The sequence below is a fragment of the Pseudomonas guariconensis genome (assembly GCF_040822035.1).
Taxonomy (GTDB): domain Bacteria; phylum Pseudomonadota; class Gammaproteobacteria; order Pseudomonadales; family Pseudomonadaceae; genus Aquipseudomonas; species Aquipseudomonas guariconensis.
In genome coordinates this window covers 3659250-3676374 of sequence record NZ_CP162012.1, presented here as the reverse complement: position 1 = coordinate 3676374, position 17125 = coordinate 3659250, and the positions used below count along the sequence as shown (strand labels likewise).

Sequence of the window (17125 nt, the reverse complement as noted above, 5' to 3'; positions counted from 1 at the left end):
CCTTTCTTTTTGACATTGAGCTTGCGGCGGGGCAGGGCAATCCCTGACACTGGGATATCGCCTTGCAGCCTCAGGGAGGCCACTGAAGATGGCCCAGGAACTCTACACCCGCACCAATCAGAAACTCTTCTTCGCCGGGCTTGCCCTGGAGTCCATGGCCAAGGCTGAAGGTAGCCAGGCGATGAATGCCCAAGGCCTGGTACAGGCCGAGCGCGAGTCCGCGCTGTTCCACTTGTATGGCGCTTTACTAGGGCTGTGCCATGAAATTGCAGGTTTCTACCGCTTGCCTCAGGCTGGGGCGTCGCGGGTCGAGCTATTGCTCAACGACGAGGCGCTGAACAGCATCGCCATTCCTGAGGTGGCCGAGTTGCTTGAGCTGGTGCGTCAGCCAGAAACCTGGCTTGCCCAGATGCTGAGTGCTTATGCCGATTTGTTCCGACCGCCGGTCGCCAAAAAAGCCCCTAAATCCGATGTCACCCAGCCGCTGATCCAGGCCGTCAATTTGGACGAGCCCGAGCAATCAGCGCTTTCCCGGCAAGAGCTGGAAAGTTGGCGGGCCAACCTCAAGGACGTGGTTCGGCGCTTTCGTGACGCGTTGAGTGAGTGCTGATAGCGCTGGCGGCTGGTACAATAATCGCCTTTCGTGAAAAGCAGGCCCTATATGTCAACGTCCTTTCTAGAAATTGTCGAGTTGCCTGATGGCCGGATCGAACTGCGCCGCGCCGAGGACGAGGGTTCCCTGGTGACCCTGGATTTCTCCGAGGACGCCAAGGCCTTCCTGCAGGGCCAGCATGTTGAAGTGGCCAAGGCCATGTTGAGCGTGGGTGTGCAGATGGCAGGTCGCCTGGTAGAGGGCGATTTCGAGCGTGACGAAGGACCGCGCGTTTTGCACTGAGCACCGCGCTCCGATTCAGGGATTGGATTGAGACAGGCAAAGCCTGAACATCAGCCGAGGCGGATGTTCAGGCTTTGTGCGTTTCCGGTATTGGCGGCGCGGATCAATTGCTGGCGTGCATTGGCATTGACGTTGCCAAGCCAACTGACGACGGTGTGACTGTGGCCCAGGCGTAGCGCTTCACATGCCAGTTGCAAGGCGCTCTGGTTTGCGCCTGGTTGCAATAGCAGAATACGTTCGCGGTTCAGGCCGGCATCACGCAACCAGGCCTGGGTCAGGCTGACAGGGGGCGCGATGAGCGTCAGCCAACGGGTTTCGTCCTCTTCGCTCAGCTCGCGCAGGATCGGGGCCAGCAGGCCCTGGCAATGACCTGGAGCGCCGCGCAAAGACAGTTCGCTGAACAACTCCGGCTGGGTGCCCTTGCGCGGCTTCTCACCGGCAGAGTCTCTAGGCTTGAGACCTGGCAGCGCCGGCTGGGCCAGGAAGGCTTCGAACAGCGGCAACTGGGCTTGCTGGGGTGTTTGGATGAACTGCTGCATGACGCCTCCTGGATCAGCGGCGAATGACGCCGACACTCAAGCCCTCGATCACCAGCTCCTGTTCTTTCAGGTCGACTTCGATGGGGGCGAATTCGGGATTCTCGGCGATCAACCAGACCTTGCTGCCTTCGCGCTTGAAACGCTTGACGGTCACTTCGTCACCGATGCGGGCGACCACGACCTGGCCGTTGCGGGCCTCCCGGCAGGTGTGGACCGCCAACAGATCGCCGTCGAAGATGCCGATGTCCTTCATGCTCATGCCGTGGACACGCAGCAGATAGTCGGCGCGAGGATGGAAGAAGGCTGGGTTGATGTTGCAGGATTCTTCGATGTGTTGCTCGGCGAGGATCGGTGCGCCGGCAGCGACCCGGCCGATGATAGGCAGGCTGTTCTCTTCTGCCTTGGTCTCAAGCCCTGGGATGCGAATGCCGCGGGAGGCGCCCGGGGTCATTTCGATCGCTCCTTTGCGGGCGAGCGCCTTGAGGTGCTCTTCGGCGGCATTGGGCGATTTGAACCCAAGCTCCTGAGCGATTTCCGCGCGGGTCGGCGGAAAGCCGTTGTCTTCCAGGCAGCGTTTGATGAAGGCCAGGATTTCAGCTTGGCGTGGCGTCAGTTTAAGCATGGCAAGCGCTCTGTCTTTTTATACAGTGACTGGGATTATATACAGTGGCTGGCCAGCTGCAAGCACTGTGGGCCGGGAAAACACGTCACTGTGTCGTGCACATAGGGCGAAGCCTGCGCCAACCGTGGCTTGCAGCGAATGTTTCAATGCTGTGGTTAAATGGCGACTGGCGGGTCACGTGTCTTGACAGATGAAAGCTTGAAACGTATGTTTCAAACAACTGTTTGTCAGGCGGAGTAGTCATGGCCCAATCGGAAACCGTTGAACGCATTCTCGATGCTGCAGAGCAGCTGTTTGCGGAGAGGGGGTTCGCGGAAACCTCGTTGCGGCTGATCACCAGCAAGGCCGGGGTCAACCTGGCGGCGGTCAACTACCATTTCGGCTCCAAGAAAGCCCTGATCCAGGCGGTATTCTCGCGTTTTCTCGGCCCGTTCTGCTCCAGTCTCGAACGTGAGCTGGATCGTCGTCAGGCGCGCCCCGAGCCCAAACCGAGCCTGGAGGAGTTGCTCGAGATGCTGGTCGAGCAAGCGCTGGCCGTGCAGCCTCGCAGCAACAACGATCTGTCGATCTTCATGCGCCTGCTTGGCCTTGCCTTCAGCCAGAGCCAAGGTCACCTACGTCGATACCTCGAAGACATGTACGGCAAGGTGTTCCGCCGCTACATGCTGCTGGTCAACGAAGCCGCGCCACGTATCCCGCCGCTGGAGCTGTTCTGGCGCGTGCACTTCATGCTTGGGGCTGCCGCTTTCAGCATGTCGGGCATCAAGGCGCTGCGTGCCATCGCCGAAACCGACTTCGGCATCAATACCTCGATCGAGCAAGTGATGCGCCTGATGGTGCCGTTTCTCGCCGCTGGCATGCGTGCCGACAGTGGGGTCACCGATCCGGCCATGGCCACCGCACAATTGCGTCCACGCAGCAAAAGCAGCGTCGCGCCAGCGCCTGCCAAGGCCTGACACTGTGCGCTAAGAGGCGCTTGGGCTAAGCTAGCGCCCATGCCTGACCTCGACTACCTACATATCTCTCTTGCCGACCAGCGCCTCTACGGATTCACCCGTGGGGCGCTGCGTGTGCGCCTGGAGGTATCCACGGCGCGAAACGGTGCCGGGGAGCTCAATGGCTCCGGCTGTACGCCGCGAGGCCTTCACCAGGTCCGCGCCAAGATCGGTGCCGGCCTGCCGCAGGGCGCTGTACTGCGCAGCCGGCGCTGGACGGGCGAGGTCTGGTCCCTGAAGCTGCATGAGCAGTTTCCCGGGCGCGACTGGATCCTGAGCCGCATTCTCTGGCTCAGTGGTTGTGAACCTGGGGTCAATCGGCTTGGCAAGGTCGACACCTTTCGCCGCTACATCTACCTGCACGGTACGCCGGACACTGAACCTATGGGCATCCCGTTGTCCCATGGTTGCATACGTCTCAGGAACAGCGACTTGATCGCGTTGTTCGATCGGGTACCGGACCATTGCGCGGTGCGGATCGATGAGTCTGCCTGCCCGCACTGGGGCGTGCTGCCCCTCCCATGAAGGAATCCAATATGACTGCCCGCCTGCAAGGCTCCCTGATGGTGGATATCGCCGGTAAATGGCTGACCGCCGAAGACCGTCATCTCCTGCGCCAGCCCGAAGTGGCCGGCCTGATCATTTTTGCCCGCAACATCGATAGCCCTCGCCAGGTGCGTGAGCTGTGCGCCTCCATCCGCGCTGTGCGCCCCGACCTCATCCTGGCTGTCGACCAGGAGGGTGGACGGGTCCAACGCCTACGCCAGGGGTTCGTACGTCTGCCGGCCATGCGTGCGATCGCCGACAATGCCAACGCCGAATACCTGGCCGAGCAGTGTGGTTGGCTGATGGCGACCGAAGTGCAGGCTGTAGGCCTTGACCTGAGCTTCGCCCCGGTGCTTGACCTGGATCATCAGCGCAGCGCTGTAGTCGGCAGCCGTGCCTTCGAGGGCGACCCGGCGCGCGCCACCCAACTGGCGGGGGCGTTCATCCGCGGTATGAATGCCGCTGGCATGGCTGCTTGTGGCAAGCACTTCCCGGGGCATGGCTGGGCGGAAGCCGACTCTCACGTGGCCATACCTACGGATGAGCGCAGCCTTGAGCAGTTACGCCAGGCGGACCTGCTGCCTTTCATTCAGCTAAGAGGCCAATTGGCGGCTGTGATGCCTGCGCATGTGATCTACCCGCAAATCGATAACCAGCCGGCCGGGTTCTCGCGTCGCTGGCTGCAGGACATCCTGCGCGGTGAGATGGGGTTCGAGGGGGTGATTTTCAGTGACGACTTGTCCATGGCCGGTGCCCATGTGGTGGGTGATGCTGCCAGCCGGATCGAGGCGGCCCTGAGTGCTGGTTGCGACATGGGGTTGGTGTGCAATGACCGGGCAGCGGCGGAGCTGGCATTGAGCGCGGCCCAGCGGCTGAAGGTCGAGCCATCGCCGCGGATCGCGAGGATGCGCGGACGTGGCTTCGCCCGCACCGATTACCGCCAGCAGCCGCGTTGGCTGGAGGCGCTGGGTGCTTTGAAGGAAGCACAGTTGGTCGATTGATTTGGGGTGCCTTGATTCGGTGCGATCTGGTGGAGCGACGAAAGCGTCCTCCACAGATCAGCGACTGCGCTTGCCAGGCAGTGGCGCAAACAGTGCCTCGATCTCCTCATCGCCCAAGCGCCATTGGCCAGCCGATCCGCCATCGAGCAGGCCGGCTGCCAGCGCTGCCTTTTCCTGTTGAAGCTGCTGGATCTTTTCTTCTACCGTGCCTCGGGTGATCAGCTTGAACACAAACACCGGCTTGTCCTGGCCTATGCGATAGGCACGGTCGGTGGCCTGGCTTTCGCTGGCTGGATTCCACCACGGGTCGTAGTGGATCACCGTGTCGGCAGCCGTCAGGTTCAGGCCCGTGCCGCCGGCCTTGAGGCTGATCAGGAATACCTCGCTTTCGCCGGTCTGAAACTGCTGCACAGGGGTGCGTCGGTCACGGGTGTCACCGGTCAGTAGGCTATAGCGGACATTGCGCTTGGCAAGTTCGGTCTCGATCAACGCCAGCATCGAGGTGAATTGCGAAAACAGCAGCACCCGGCGCCCCTCGCTGAGCAACTCCTCAAGCATGTCCATCAAACTGCCGAGCTTGCCCTTGTCGGCCTGGTTGCCCTTGGCCTCCACGCCCTTGACCAGGCGAAGGTCACAGCACACCTGGCGCAGCTTGAGCAAGGCATCGAGGATGACGATCTGACTGCGCGCCGCCCCATTGCGGGCTATCTCGTCACGGACTTTCTTGTCCATGGCCACGCGCACGGCTTCGTAGGTGTCGCGCTGGGCATCGCTGAGCTCGACCCAGTGGATCATCTCGGTTTTGGCCGGCAGCTCGGTGGCCACCTGTTCCTTGGTCCGGCGCAGCAGGAATGGTCGGATGCGACTGGCCAGATGCGCCATGCGTTCGGTATCGCCGTGGCGTTCGATCGGTGTGCGGTAGTCCTGGTTGAAGCGCTTCAGATCGCCCAGCCAGCCAGGCATCAGGAAGTGGAACAGCGACCATAGCTCGCCCAGGTTGTTCTCCATCGGGGTGCCGGTCAGGCACAGGCGCTGGCCTGCCTTCAGATCGCAGACCGCTTGGGCTGCCTTGCTGGTACTGCTCTTGATGTTCTGCGCCTCGTCGAGAATCAGCAGGCTCCAGTGCACTGAACGCAGGTGCTCCAGATCCCGCGGGAGCAGGGCGTAGGTGGTCAGGATCACATCGTAGTCGTGCAGCGCGGTGAAGTGCTTGCTGCGGCCCGGGCCATGCAATGCCAGGACGCGAAGTGCGGGAGCGAAGCGTTGGGCTTCATCGAGCCAGTTGGGCACAAGGCTCGTGGGCATCACCACCAGGGCCGGTTGCTCCAGGCGTGCGCTTTGTTTCTCAAGCAGCAGGTGAGCAAGGGTCTGCAGGGTCTTGCCCAGGCCCATGTCATCGCCCAGGATGCCGCCGGTGCCCATTTCGCGCAGGGCCTGCAGCCAGTTCAGACCTTGCTGCTGGTAGGGGCGCAGCTCGGCCTTGAGCTCCTTGGGCGGCTCGATCTGCAAATCACGCGCATCGCGCAGTTGTCGGCCCAGCTCACGCACATGCTCGCCGCCTTCCCAGTGCAGGGGCAGGTGCTCGATATCGTTCAGTCGCGCCGCATCGGCACGCTCCAGGCGCAGGGATGGGCCGACAGCATCTTCATGCAGGTAGAGCTCGCCGAGGGTGCCCATCACCGCTTTGATCCGGCCGTAGGGCAGGGCGACACGCAGGGCAGGGCTGTCCTGGCGGCCGCGGTTGAGGTCGATGAGCAGGTGTTCATCGTCGCTACGTCGGGCCAGTTCGCCGGCGCGCAGCAGTTCAGGACTGCTGCGCAACAGCTGCAGCACGATCGGCAGCAGGCTGTGGCGTTGCCCATCGACCACGATACCCAGCTCGAGATCGAACCATTCATGGCCCGGCGCTTCTTGGACGGTGGCGTACCAGTCGTCCACCTCCTGTAGATCGAAGGCGAAATCCCGAGGAATGTCGATCTCCCAGCCGGCCTGACGCAGTTTGGGCAGCCCTTCGCGGGCAAAGCGCAGCCAAGCCTCATCGTCGGGTAGCTGGAGCATCTCGCCTGCGCTGTCCGGCAGAGCTTTGCTCTGTCGGGTGGCAGGCTTGAAGCCCAATTCGCGCAGGGTTTGGCGAAAGGCTTGCTCGGTCTTGGGCTGGCGACGGATGCGCTGGCTGGTTTCGCCTACCAGGCGGCTCAGGGGCTTTTCATCGGTGCCGCTGGCAAGCAGGCCGTCATAACTGAACGCCAGCGCAGCGCGATGCTGCATCTGACGCTGCATACGCCCGGTCTTGGGCATGTAGGCACTGAATTCCAGGCTGCCCAGGGTCAGGTGCGGACGTGGCTGGATGTCATCGTGCTCTTCGCTACGCACGGCGGTAGGGGTGGGGACTTGGCGGTTCAAGGCATTCAGGCGGTGACTCAAAGGGACAACCAGGTGTTCGGGTACGATGGGCGCGCGCGCCAGCTGGCTGGCGATGAATGGGTCCAGGTTATGTTGCAGCCTGCCGGTTTGGCGGGTCTGCGGATTGACGTAATACAGCGGGTCGAGCGGCAGGACCTGCAGCGGTGTGTCGCTGTCGTGATGCCAGACGCCCCGGTACGCGCCGTCCTCCAGTCGGACCCAGCGAAACTCGGCGGCCTGATCCGGGCCAGGAGTCAGCGGCTCCTGCTGCTGGTCGAACAGCAGGTGACCGCTTGCCAATGCGTACTCGAGGAGTTCGGAACCCTTTTTCCCCTCCAGGCGGGTTACCGGCGAGACGACGTTGCTGTTCTGGGCGCTGATCAGGCGCAGCAGCCGCGCATCGGCTTCGGTTACATAGCGTGGCGTGTAGTAGATCATTTCCGGCAGCGAGGTGATCCTGCTCAGCTTCAGTGTGCCGTCGTTCTGGCGTGTGCCTTTCACCGCCTCCAGCCGACATTGCGCCTGGTTCAGGCTGATCTGGTAGTAGATGGCCGGCCCTTTGCGTGAAGGGCTTGGATTGGCCGGCGCAGACTCGGGCGTTTCCAGTGCCTTGACCCACTGGCTCAGCTCCGGGGGAAGGGACAGCCCGTCGCTGGCGTCATGGTCATCGAGGGACGCGTGCAAATGGAAAAGTGTCGCAGCGCAATGTTTGCAGTTGACGCCCACAGGACAGCTGCAGCGGCCCAGTACCCGCAGCCTGCCAGCGTTCGGCTCGAGAAGGATCTTCTGAGTGTAGCGCTGGCCTGCCGAGCCCAGGCAGGCAGCTTCTATCGTTCTGTCATGGATCGAAAGCGTTTTTGTCCGGCCCTGCGCCGCGTAGTTCTGTCCACGGGCGAGCGCTCCGTCGTCGAAGTCCGCCTTCCAGCTTTCATCGCGCTGAAGCAGGCGCCGCACATCGCTCTCGCTCACCTCACTGCTCCATCATCTCCGGATCCATCACCGGCATCTTGCGCATGCCAGCGGGTGTCACCTTCAGCAGTACGGCAAGGTGCCCGCCGTCGAGGAAGGTCAGCTGGTTGCCTTTCATGTTGCTGTTGCTCTGCTTGAACTGCTCGCTGCGCACCACGGCACCATTGCCATCGAGCTGGTTCACCCAGAAGTTGGCCTGCACGGCGATGAAGCGGCCATCGGCGATGCTCAGGTTGCCCTCGATGGGGAAATGACCGAACTGCTCCTGGCCTGCACTCAGGGCGATACGGCTCGGTTCGCTGCCCACTTCCTGCTGCCAGGCCTTGTGCATCAGCACGGTGTAGTCGGCGGTGGCTTGCAAGCGGGTGACTTCGTCCTCCAGCGCCAGTGGGCGCTCGGCGCCCTTGTCCAGGCGGGGGGCGCCGGCGCTCCAATCTTCGGGGGCGAACGGGCTGGTTACCGCAGGTACGGCGTTCTGCCGCACCAGGATCATTTCCACCTGATAAAGGCCTTCGGCGAAGGCGGCCGGCGCGAACAGCGTCAGCATCAAGGTCAGGCAACGAATGGCACGCATGGATCTTCCTTAGGCAGGCTGTGGGGTCAGGCGCTCGAACAGCGCCTCCAGGGTGTTGAAACGTTCATCGGGGCGCTCCATCGGCACGAGGAAGCGGAACTGCGTGGCGCCCTCGAATTTGTAGCGCTTGGGCTGGCCCTGGATCAGCTTGATCAGGGTCAGCGGGTCGACCGGGGTTTCGGCCTCGAACTCGAGCTTGCCGCCATTGGGGCCGGCATCGACTTTCTTGATGCCGAGTTTTTCCGCCTGCAGCTTGAGCAGGGTCAGGCGCATCAGGTTCTTGGTCGGTTCAGGCAGCAGGCCGAAGCGGTCGATCATTTCCACTTGCAGGTCCTTGAGGCCCTCTTCGTCGGCGGCCGAGGCGATGCGTTTGTAGAGAATCAGACGGGCATGCACGTCCGGCAGATAGTCCTCGGGAATCAGCGCCGGTAGACGCAGGTTGATCTCCGGGCCGCCACCAAGCGGTTGCTCGAGGTTCGGCTGGGTGCCCTTGCGGATGGCCTTGACGGCGCGCTCGAGCATTTCCATGTAGAGGGTGAAGCCCACGGCCTGAATCTGCCCGCTCTGGCCTTCGCCGAGCAGCTCGCCGGCACCGCGAATCTCCAGGTCGTTGGTGGCCAGCACGAAACCTGCACCCAGGTCCTGGGTGTTGGCGATGGCCTCGAGGCGTTTTTCGGCATCGGCGCTGATCTGCTGGCGCGGCGGCGTCAGCAGGTAGGCGTAGGCCTGGTGGTGGCTGCGTCCGACCCGGCCGCGCAACTGGTGTAGCTGGGCCAGACCGAACTTGTCTGCGCGTTCGATGACGATGGTGTTGGCGCTCGGCACGTCGATACCCGTCTCGATGATGGTCGAGGCAACCAGCACGTTGAAGCGCTTGTGATAGAAGTCGCTCATCACCTGCTCGAGTTCGCGCTCGCGCATCTGGCCGTGGCCGATGCCGATACGTGCCTCGGGTACCAGTTCGGCCAGCTCGGCGGCGCATTTTTCGATGCTCTTGACGTCGTTGTGCAGGTAGTACACCTGGCCGCCACGCAGCAATTCACGCAGCAGCGCCTCTTTGACCGTGCTCTTGTTCTGCTCCATGACGAAGGTGCGCACCGACAGGCGTCGCGCCGGCGGGGTGGCGATGATCGAGAGGTCCCGCATGCCCGACACGGCCATGTTGAGGGTGCGTGGAATAGGCGTGGCGGTCAGGGTAAGGATGTCCACCTCGCTGCGCAGGGCCTTGAGCTGTTCCTTCTGACGCACACCGAAACGATGCTCCTCATCGATGATCACCAGGCCTAGGTCCTTGAAGCGCACGTCGTCCTGCAGCAGCTTGTGGGTGCCGATGAGGATGTCGATCTTGCCTTCGGCCAGCTCTGCGGCGGCGGCGCTGACTTCCTTGGCCGACTTGAAGCGGCTCATCACCTCGACGGTCACCGGCCAGTCGGCGAAACGGTCGCGGAAACTGTTGTAGTGCTGCTGGGCGAGCAGAGTGGTAGGCACCAGTACTGCCACCTGGCGGCCACTGTGCACGGCAATGAACGCTGCGCGCATGGCCACTTCGGTCTTGCCGAAGCCGACGTCGCCGCACACCAGGCGGTCCATCGGCTTGCCGGCGAGCATGTCGGCGCGCACTGCCTCGATGGCCGATTGCTGGTCCGGGGTTTCCTCGAACGGGAAGCCGGCACTGAAGGTGGCGTAGTCTGCGGCCGGATCGGCGAATGCATGCCCCTTGCGGGCGGCGCGCCGGGCATAGATGTCGAGCAGTTCGGCCGCCACGTCACGGACTTGCTCGGCGGCTTTGCGCTTGGCCTTTTGCCAGGCTTCGGAGCCAAGGCGGTGCAGTGGGGCCAGGGCATCGTCGCTGCCGGTGTAGCGGGCGATCAGGTGCAGGTTGGCCACCGGTACGTAGAGCTTGGCGCCCTCTGCATATTCCAAGGTCAGGAACTCGGCGGCCTGGCCTTCGATTTCCAGGGTGGCCAGGCCCAGGTAACGTCCCACGCCGTGGTCGATATGCACCACGGGTGCACCTTCGCGCAGTTCGGTGAGGTTCTTGATGACGGCATCGTTGGCCGCCTCACCACGTTTTTCACGACGCCGGCGCTGCATCACGCGCTGGCCGAACAACGGGCTCTCGGCGATCAGGGCCAGGCCTGGGTCATCCAGCAGCAGGCCGTCGTCGAGCGGGGCGATGGTGATGGCCAGGCGGTCCTTGCCGGTGACGAAGTCGGCCCAGCCTTCGACGGTTTGAGGGCGCAGCTTCAAGCGCTCGAGCAGTTCCAGCAGCACTTCGCGGCGGCCGGCCGATTCGGCGGTGAACAGCACGCGTCCGGGGAACTGCTCGAGGAAATTCGACAGCTCCGCCAGTGGCTGGTTGGCCTTGGCTTCGATCGCCAGATTCGGCAAGGCTCGCGCCGGGAACCGTAGACGACCCGCGCCGGTTTCGATCTCGTCGCTGCTGACCACGACCCGGGGCCACTGCTTGAGCTGGGCGAAGCAGTCCTCGACCGGCAGGAACAGCTCGGCCGGTGGCAGCAGGGGGCGGGACAGGTCGCCGCGGCGCTCTTCGTAGCGTCCGCGCACATCGTTCCAGAAATGCTCGGCTGCCTGTTCGACACCCGGCAGGGAGAACACCTGGGTGTCGGTCGGCAAGTAGTCGAAGAGGGTCGAGGTTTCTTCGAAGAACAGCGGCAGGTAGTACTCGATACCGGCGGGAATGATGCCGCTGGTCAAGTCCTGGAAAATCGCGCTGCGCCGGAAATCCACGTCGAAACGCTCACGAAAGCGCGCCTTGAAGCGGGTGACCTCGTCCTTCTGCATCGGGAACTCGCGGGCCGGCAGCAGGCGGACCGAGTCGACCTTGTCGATCGAGCGCTGGGTCTCGGGATCGAAGGTGCGCAGGGTCTCGATCTCATCGTCGAACAGGTCGATCCGGTAGGGCAGCTTGCTGCCCATGGGGAACAGGTCGATCAGGGCGCCACGCACGGCGAACTCGCCATGCTCGTAGACCGTGTCGACGCAGCGGTAGCCGCTGGCTTCCAGGCGCGTGCGCATTTGTTCGACGTCGATCGTCTGGCCCACATCCAGCACCAGGCTGCTGCCCAGCAGGAAGCGGGTCGGGGCCAGGCGGTGCAGGGCGGTGGTGATCGGCACCACGAGGATGCCGTGATCGAGCTCAGGCAGCCGATAGAGACTGGCGATGCGCTGGGAAATGATGTCCTGGTGGGGCGAGAACAGGTCGTAGGGCAGGGTTTCCCAATCGGGGAACGGCAGCACCGGCAGGTCGGGCGCGAAGAAGCGCAGCTCCTGTTCCAGGCGGTCGGCAGCCTGGCTGTCGGCGGTCAACAGCAGGGTGAAGCGACCGGCGCTGCTGGCGGCTTCGGCGATGGCCAGGCTCAGGGCGGCCCCGGGCAGGTTTCCCCAGGTTTGTTTGCCGGCCGTGGCCGATAATTGCGGTAGGCGCAGAACTGACACGGGAGATTGGACTCCAAGCGTTGCGGCAAAGAGGACAATTGTACCGGTGCTGGTGCGCGCTGTCAGGCTCGGAAGGGCTTGGCGACGGGCTCGAGCGGCGGCGACAGGCGCTCATTGCCCGATACGTCGAGGGGCGTCATAATGTAGCCCCTTTTTTCTCCCCCTACATGTGGAAGGTTCCCGTGACTCAGAAGCCCGACCAGTGTCTTGGTGAGTGGATCGATCGTGAAGCCCTGGCTGAAGCGATGATCCCGCTTATCGGTCAGCTCTACCGCAACAATAACGTGGTGAGCTCGATCTATGGCCGCAGCCTGATCAATCGTTCGGTTATCTCGATCCTCAAAGCCCACCGCTTTGCCCGTCACCGTCAGACCGACGAAACCGAGCTGTCCGTCCACGAGACATTCCCCCTGCTCAAGGCCATGAGCGAGCTGAAACTGGGCGCCGCTTCGGTCGACCTGGGCAAGCTGGCAAACAAGTTCAAGCTCGAAGGCAACGGCCGCAACGTCGAGCAGTTCGTGCGTGAAGAACTGGCCGATGTCGTCGGTCAGCAGAACCTGTCCGCCCGCAAGGGCACCGACGTCGTCCTGTACGGCTTCGGTCGCATCGGCCGCCTGCTGGCGCGTATCCTGATCGAGAAGACCGGTGGCGGCGACGGCCTGCGCCTGCGTGCAATCGTCGTGCGCAAGGGCGCCGAGAACGACCTGACCAAGCGTGCCAGCCTGCTGCGCCGCGACTCGGTACATGGTCCGTTCGACGGCACCATCGTCATCGACGAAGAGCACAACACCATCACCGCCAACGGCAACCTGATCCAGGTGATCTACTCCAACGATCCGGCCTCGATCGACTACACCCAATACGGCATCGACAACGCCCTGCTGGTGGACAACACCGGTAAATGGCGTGACGCCGAAGGCCTGGGTCAGCATCTCAAGTGCCCTGGCATCGATCGCGTGATCCTCACCGCTCCGGGCAAAGGCGCGCTGAAGAACATCGTTCACGGCATCAACCATGGCGATATCAGCGCCGATGACAAGATCATCTCCGCTGCGTCCTGCACCACCAACGCCATCGTGCCGGTGCTCAAGGCCGTCAATGACCAGTACGGCATCATCAACGGCCACGTCGAAACCGTTCACTCGTTCACCAACGACCAGAACCTGATCGACAACTTCCACAAGGGTAGCCGCCGCGGCCGCGCCGCACCGTTGAACATGGTCATCACCGAGACCGGCGCAGCCACCGCTGCAGCCAAGGCACTGCCTGTGCTCAAGGGCAAGCTGACCGGCAACGCCATTCGCGTGCCGACGCCGAACGTCTCGATGGCCATCCTCAACCTGAACCTGGAAAAGGCCACCAACCGCGACGAGATCAACGAGTACCTGCGCCAGACCGCCATGCACTCGGAACTGCACAAGCAGATCGATTACGTCAGCTCCCAGGAAGTGGTCTCCACCGACTTCGTGGGCTCGCGCCACGCCGGTGTGGTCGACGCCGAAGCGACCATCTGCAACGACAACCGCGTTGTCCTGTACGTCTGGTACGACAACGAGTTCGGTTATAGCTGCCAGGTGGTGCGTGTGATGGAAGAGATGGCTGGTGTGAACCCGCCAGCGTTTCCACGCTGATCCGCTTGTAATGCGTTGAAGAAACGGGAACCTTCGGGTTCCCGTTTTTTTATGCCGTGTGCGGGCATTCATGGGTAAGCCTGCGAAGAGGTCAGTACGGCCAGTCGAGAAACTTGAAATTGTGTAAAGGTCTTCTGCTCACCCTGATGTTCCTGGTTGGCTGCGACCAGGCTCCGAGCCTGGAGCGCTTTGGCGGCCCGACCATGGGCAGCAGCTACAGCATCCAGTATGTCCGCGAGCCGGGTGGACCATCGCGCCTCGAGGTGCAGGAGGCAGTGGAAGCCATCCTGCGTGATGTCGACGAGCACTATTCAACCTACCGTGGCGATTCTGCGGTCAGCCGCTTCAACCAGTTGCAGGCAGGCCAATGCCAAGCGCTGGGAAAGGACATGCTGGCGTTGGTCGGGTTTGGTCAGCAGTTGGCCGAACAAAGCCAGGGCGCTTTCGACCTGACCGTCGAGCCATTGCTCGATCTCTGGGGCTTCGGCCCTCAGGCGCGCCAAGAGCAGGTGCCTGACCCGTTGCAGTTGGCCCAGGCCCGTCAGCGCGTCGGCTATCACCACTTGCGCATCGATGGCGACATCCTGTGCAAGGGCGCTGCAGTGGAACTGGATTTCAACAGTATCGCCGCAGGCCACGCCGTGGACCTGATCGCCGAGCGCCTAGGGGCGATGGGCGTCGCAAGCTTTCTTGTCGAAGCCACGGGCGAACTCAAGGCTGTGGGTCGCAAGCCCGATGGCGGTCCGTGGCGGGTGGCTCTGGAACTGCCGCGCGAAGACCGTCAGGTCGCGCGCCAAGTCATCGCCGTGGATGGTCTGGCTGTATCGACCTCGGGTGACTATCGGCACTATTTCAAGGACAATGGCCGGCGCTATTCGCACACCTTCGATGCCCGCTTGGGGCGTCCGGTCGAACATGACCTGGCTGCTGTCACCGTGCTCGATGCCTCGGCGCTCCAAGCCGATGGCTACTCGACCCTGTTGTTGATCCTGGGGCCGGAACAAGGCTGGGACTTCGCTGTCGCCCATGGTATTGCCGCGGTGCTGGTGACCCGGGCCGAGGGTGGCTTCGTCTCTCGTGTTACGCCTGCGTTCGAGCGGGCACTGAAAGGCGAGTGAAAGCGCAAACACGGATGATCGTCGCCAGGGAATCGGTGAATGACATGTAGTGCAGGCAAAATTGGCCTACGACGCGACCAAGGGTTAATGTGCGCGGCGTTCACGCTTGATTAGACTGCACCCGAATTTTCTCATGGCGCCCCGGCGACATGATCGTGCCCCGCGGCCATCCGGTCGGCGGGCCAGTTCTGAAGGAGTACGCATGGCTGTCTATAACTACGACGTAGTGGTGCTGGGTTCCGGCCCGGCCGGAGAAGGTGCGGCAATGAATGCCGCCAAAGCAGGACGCAAGGTGGCCATGGTCGACAGCCGTCGCCAGGTCGGCGGCAACTGCACTCACTTGGGCACCATCCCGTCCAAGGCCCTGCGTCACTCGGTGCGCCAGATCATGCAGTTCAACACCAACCCGATGTTCCGCGCCATCGGTGAGCCGCGCTGGTTCTCCTTCCCCGATGTGCTCAAGAGCGCCGAGAAGGTGATCTCCAAGCAAGTGGCCTCGCGCACCGGCTACTACGCGCGCAACCGCGTCGACGTGTTCGTCGGCACCGGCAGCTTCGCCGATGAGCAGACCGTCGAAGTGGTGTGCTCCAACGGTGTGGTCGAGAAACTGGTCGCCAAGCACATCATCATCGCCACCGGCTCGCGTCCGTACCGTCCGGCCGATATCGACTTCCACCACCCGCGCGTCTACGACAGCGACACCATCCTCAGCCTGAGCCATACCCCGCGCAAGCTGATCGTCTATGGCGCTGGCGTGATCGGTTGTGAATACGCCTCCATTTTCAGTGGCCTGGGCGTGCTGGTCGAGCTGGTGGATAACCGCGGCCAACTGCTGAGCTTCCTGGATTCGGAAATCTCCCAGGCGCTGAGCTACCACTTCAGCAACAACAACATCACTGTACGCCACAACGAGGAGTACGAGCGGGTCGAAGGCTTGGACAACGGTGTGATCCTGCACTTGAAGTCGGGCAAGAAGATCAAGGCCGATGCCTTGCTGTGGTGCAACGGCCGTACCGGCAACACTGACAAGCTGGGCCTGGAGAACATCGGAATCAAGGTCAACAGCCGCGGCCAGATCGAGGTCGACGAGGCCTACCGTACCAGCGTGCCGAACGTCTATGGCGCCGGTGACGTGATCGGCTGGCCGAGCCTGGCCAGCGCTGCCCACGACCAGGGGCGTTCCGCCGCTGGCAGCATCGTCGACAATGGCAGCTGGCGTTTCGTCGATGACGTGCCGACCGGCATCTACACCATTCCGGAGATCAGCTCGATCGGCAAGAACGAGCAGGAGCTGACGCAGGCCAAGGTGCCGTATGAAGTGGGTAAGGCCTTCTTCAAGAGCATGGCCCGTGCCCAGATCGCCGGTGAGCCTCAGGGCATGCTGAAGATCCTGTTCCACCGCGAGACCTTGGAAATCCTGGGTGTACACTGCTTCGGCTACCAGGCCTCGGAGATCGTCCACATCGGCCAGGCGATCATGAACCAGCCCGGTGAGCAGAACAATCTGAAGTACTTCGTCAACACCACCTTCAACTACCCGACCATGGCCGAAGCCTATCGGGTAGCGGCCTACGACGGCCTGAACCGGCTTTTTTGAGCGGCTCCGGCCGGTGGCCTGAGCCGGTCGGGGAGTCCGGATTCAGCCCTTCCCAAGGGTGGTCATGGCCAAACCGGGAAAGTCTGTAATCAGGCTGTCTACGCCAAAGTCGGCGAGCCGGCGCATCAGCGCCGGTTCGTTGACCGTCCACACCGATACGTGCAACCCCTGACGCTGTGCCTTGATCAGGCGCTCGGGCGTGCACAGTGTCCAGTTCAAGGCCAGCATCTGGCAGCCATAGTTCTGGGCCACCTTCAGCGGGTCGAGCCAGGCGTACTCGGCGACCAGTCCGCGAGACACATCCGGCACCAGTTCCAGCGCGGCGCCAAGCACCTCCCGGGAGCTCGAGGTAATGGTGATCTTGTCCAGCAGGCCGTACTGCTGCGCCAGCTCGCGAATCGCCAGCACGGTACTGGCGGCGCGGGTACGCGAGGCGCTCTTGACCTCCAGTTGCCAATGCGCGAAAGCGCACTTCTCGAACAGCTCTTCCAGGCGTGGGATGGGGCAGGGCTGCACCCAGCCCGGGCCGCCCTTACGTGCATCGTAGGTGACCAGCTCGGCGGCGGTGTGCTCGACCACCTTGCCGCGCCGACCGGTGGTGCGCTTGAGCGTCGGGTCGTGGATCACCATCAGCTCGTTGTCGGCCGACAGGTGCAGGTCCAGTTCGCAGCGATCGACGCCATGTGACAAGCACTGGCGGAAGCTGTTCAGGGTATTCTCGGGCGCTTCGCCCTTGGCGCCGCGATGGCCATAGATCAGGGTCACGTTCGTTCCTT

The 17125-nt window shown here is 62.8% G+C and carries 14 protein-coding genes; 8 read left to right on the top strand and 6 right to left on the bottom strand.

The annotated features are described in order from the left end of the window. Positions 1 to 88: 88 nt before the first annotated feature. Both AB1N67_RS17010 and AB1N67_RS17005 read left to right on the top strand, forming a co-directional pair. Complete coding sequence (locus tag AB1N67_RS17010; protein WP_367863309.1) at positions 89 to 610, top strand: DUF6586 family protein; 522 nt, start codon at positions 89 to 91, stop codon at positions 608 to 610. Positions 611 to 661: 51 nt separating this feature from the next. Next, complete coding sequence (locus AB1N67_RS17005; protein WP_043215749.1) at positions 662 to 895, top strand: hypothetical protein; 234 nt, start codon at positions 662 to 664, stop codon at positions 893 to 895. Positions 896 to 945: 50 nt separating this feature from the next. Here the strand turns inward: AB1N67_RS17005 and sulA are convergent, their stop codons facing one another. Both sulA and lexA read right to left on the bottom strand, forming a co-directional pair. Next, on the bottom strand, positions 946 to 1434 hold the full coding sequence (gene sulA / locus AB1N67_RS17000) for an SOS-induced cell division inhibitor SulA (protein ID WP_182815917.1): 489 nt from the start codon (positions 1432 to 1434) through the stop codon (positions 946 to 948). Positions 1435 to 1447: 13 nt separating this feature from the next. After that, the gene (lexA, locus tag AB1N67_RS16995; RefSeq protein WP_043215752.1) at positions 1448 to 2056 is read right to left on the bottom strand and encodes a transcriptional repressor LexA; all 609 of its coding nucleotides are present in this window, start codon (positions 2054 to 2056) and stop codon (positions 1448 to 1450) included. Between the two features lie 242 nt (positions 2057 to 2298). Between lexA and AB1N67_RS16990 the strand changes: the two genes are divergently transcribed. The 3 genes from AB1N67_RS16990 to nagZ are packed head-to-tail and all read left to right on the top strand — an operon-like array spanning position 2299 to position 4598. Then, a complete protein-coding gene (locus AB1N67_RS16990; RefSeq protein WP_043215753.1) occupies positions 2299 to 3012 on the top strand; it encodes a TetR/AcrR family transcriptional regulator in 714 nt (237 codons plus the stop codon). Positions 3013 to 3051: 39 nt separating this feature from the next. Continuing rightward, positions 3052 to 3576, top strand: coding sequence for a L,D-transpeptidase (locus AB1N67_RS16985; protein ID WP_090343877.1), 525 nt, complete (start codon positions 3052 to 3054; stop codon positions 3574 to 3576). A gap of 23 nt (positions 3577 to 3599) precedes the next feature. Beyond that, positions 3600 to 4598 carry a beta-N-acetylhexosaminidase gene (nagZ, locus tag AB1N67_RS16980; RefSeq protein WP_177343680.1) on the top strand — a complete coding sequence of 333 codons (999 nt, stop codon included), beginning with the start codon at positions 3600 to 3602 and terminating at the stop codon, positions 4596 to 4598. 57 nt (positions 4599 to 4655) lie between these two features. Here nagZ and AB1N67_RS16975 read toward each other — a convergent pair whose 3' ends face one another. From AB1N67_RS16975 to mfd, 3 genes are read right to left on the bottom strand one after another with little or no spacing between them, the layout of a single operon-like run. Continuing rightward, positions 4656 to 7955: an SNF2-related protein gene (locus AB1N67_RS16975; protein WP_367863874.1), complete on the bottom strand. Its 3300-nt coding sequence runs from the start codon at positions 7953 to 7955 to the stop codon at positions 4656 to 4658. Positions 7956 to 7971: 16 nt separating this feature from the next. Beyond that, positions 7972 to 8544, bottom strand: coding sequence for a peptidoglycan binding protein CsiV (locus AB1N67_RS16970; RefSeq protein ID WP_090343881.1), 573 nt, complete (start codon positions 8542 to 8544; stop codon positions 7972 to 7974). Between the two features lie 9 nt (positions 8545 to 8553). Next, positions 8554 to 12003, bottom strand: coding sequence for a transcription-repair coupling factor (gene mfd, locus AB1N67_RS16965; RefSeq protein WP_090343882.1), 3450 nt, complete (start codon positions 12001 to 12003; stop codon positions 8554 to 8556). A gap of 167 nt (positions 12004 to 12170) precedes the next feature. Here mfd and AB1N67_RS16960 point away from each other — a divergent pair, with 167 nt between their 5' ends. The 3 genes from AB1N67_RS16960 to sthA all read left to right on the top strand — a co-directional run bounded on the left by AB1N67_RS16960 (position 12171) and on the right by sthA (position 16349). Further along, entirely contained in the window at positions 12171 to 13634 is a 1464-nt protein-coding gene (locus AB1N67_RS16960; RefSeq protein ID WP_367863308.1) for a glyceraldehyde-3-phosphate dehydrogenase, read from the top strand. A gap of 119 nt (positions 13635 to 13753) precedes the next feature. After that, positions 13754 to 14752, top strand: a complete 999-nt coding sequence (locus AB1N67_RS16955) for an FAD:protein FMN transferase (RefSeq protein ID WP_367863307.1) — start codon at positions 13754 to 13756, stop codon at positions 14750 to 14752. 202 nt (positions 14753 to 14954) lie between these two features. Beyond that, on the top strand, positions 14955 to 16349 hold the full coding sequence (sthA, locus tag AB1N67_RS16950) for a Si-specific NAD(P)(+) transhydrogenase (RefSeq protein ID WP_043212867.1): 1395 nt from the start codon (positions 14955 to 14957) through the stop codon (positions 16347 to 16349). A gap of 42 nt (positions 16350 to 16391) precedes the next feature. Here the strand turns inward: sthA and AB1N67_RS16945 are convergent, their stop codons facing one another. After that, positions 16392 to 17114 carry a glycerophosphodiester phosphodiesterase gene (locus tag AB1N67_RS16945; protein ID WP_043212869.1) on the bottom strand — a complete coding sequence of 241 codons (723 nt, stop codon included), beginning with the start codon at positions 17112 to 17114 and terminating at the stop codon, positions 16392 to 16394. Between the last annotated feature and the right edge of the window lie 11 nt (positions 17115 to 17125).

Excerpts from the sequence above, each read along its gene's own strand:
- AB1N67_RS17010 (WP_367863309.1), top strand. The coding sequence starts at position 89 with ATGGCCCAGGAACTCTACACCCGCACCAATCAGAAACTCTTCTTCGCC.
- AB1N67_RS17005 (WP_043215749.1), top strand. The coding sequence starts at position 662 with ATGTCAACGTCCTTTCTAGAAATTGTCGAGTTGCCTGATGGCCGGATC.
- sulA (WP_182815917.1), bottom strand. The coding sequence starts at position 1,434 with ATGCAGCAGTTCATCCAAACACCCCAGCAAGCCCAGTTGCCGCTGTTC.
- lexA (WP_043215752.1), bottom strand. The coding sequence starts at position 2,056 with ATGCTTAAACTGACGCCACGCCAAGCTGAAATCCTGGCCTTCATCAAA.
- AB1N67_RS16990 (WP_043215753.1), top strand. The coding sequence starts at position 2,299 with ATGGCCCAATCGGAAACCGTTGAACGCATTCTCGATGCTGCAGAGCAG.
- AB1N67_RS16985 (WP_090343877.1), top strand. The coding sequence starts at position 3,052 with ATGCCTGACCTCGACTACCTACATATCTCTCTTGCCGACCAGCGCCTC.
- AB1N67_RS16970 (WP_090343881.1), bottom strand. The coding sequence starts at position 8,544 with ATGCGTGCCATTCGTTGCCTGACCTTGATGCTGACGCTGTTCGCGCCG.
- AB1N67_RS16960 (WP_367863308.1), top strand. The coding sequence starts at position 12,171 with ATGTGGAAGGTTCCCGTGACTCAGAAGCCCGACCAGTGTCTTGGTGAG.
- sthA (WP_043212867.1), top strand. The coding sequence starts at position 14,955 with ATGGCTGTCTATAACTACGACGTAGTGGTGCTGGGTTCCGGCCCGGCC.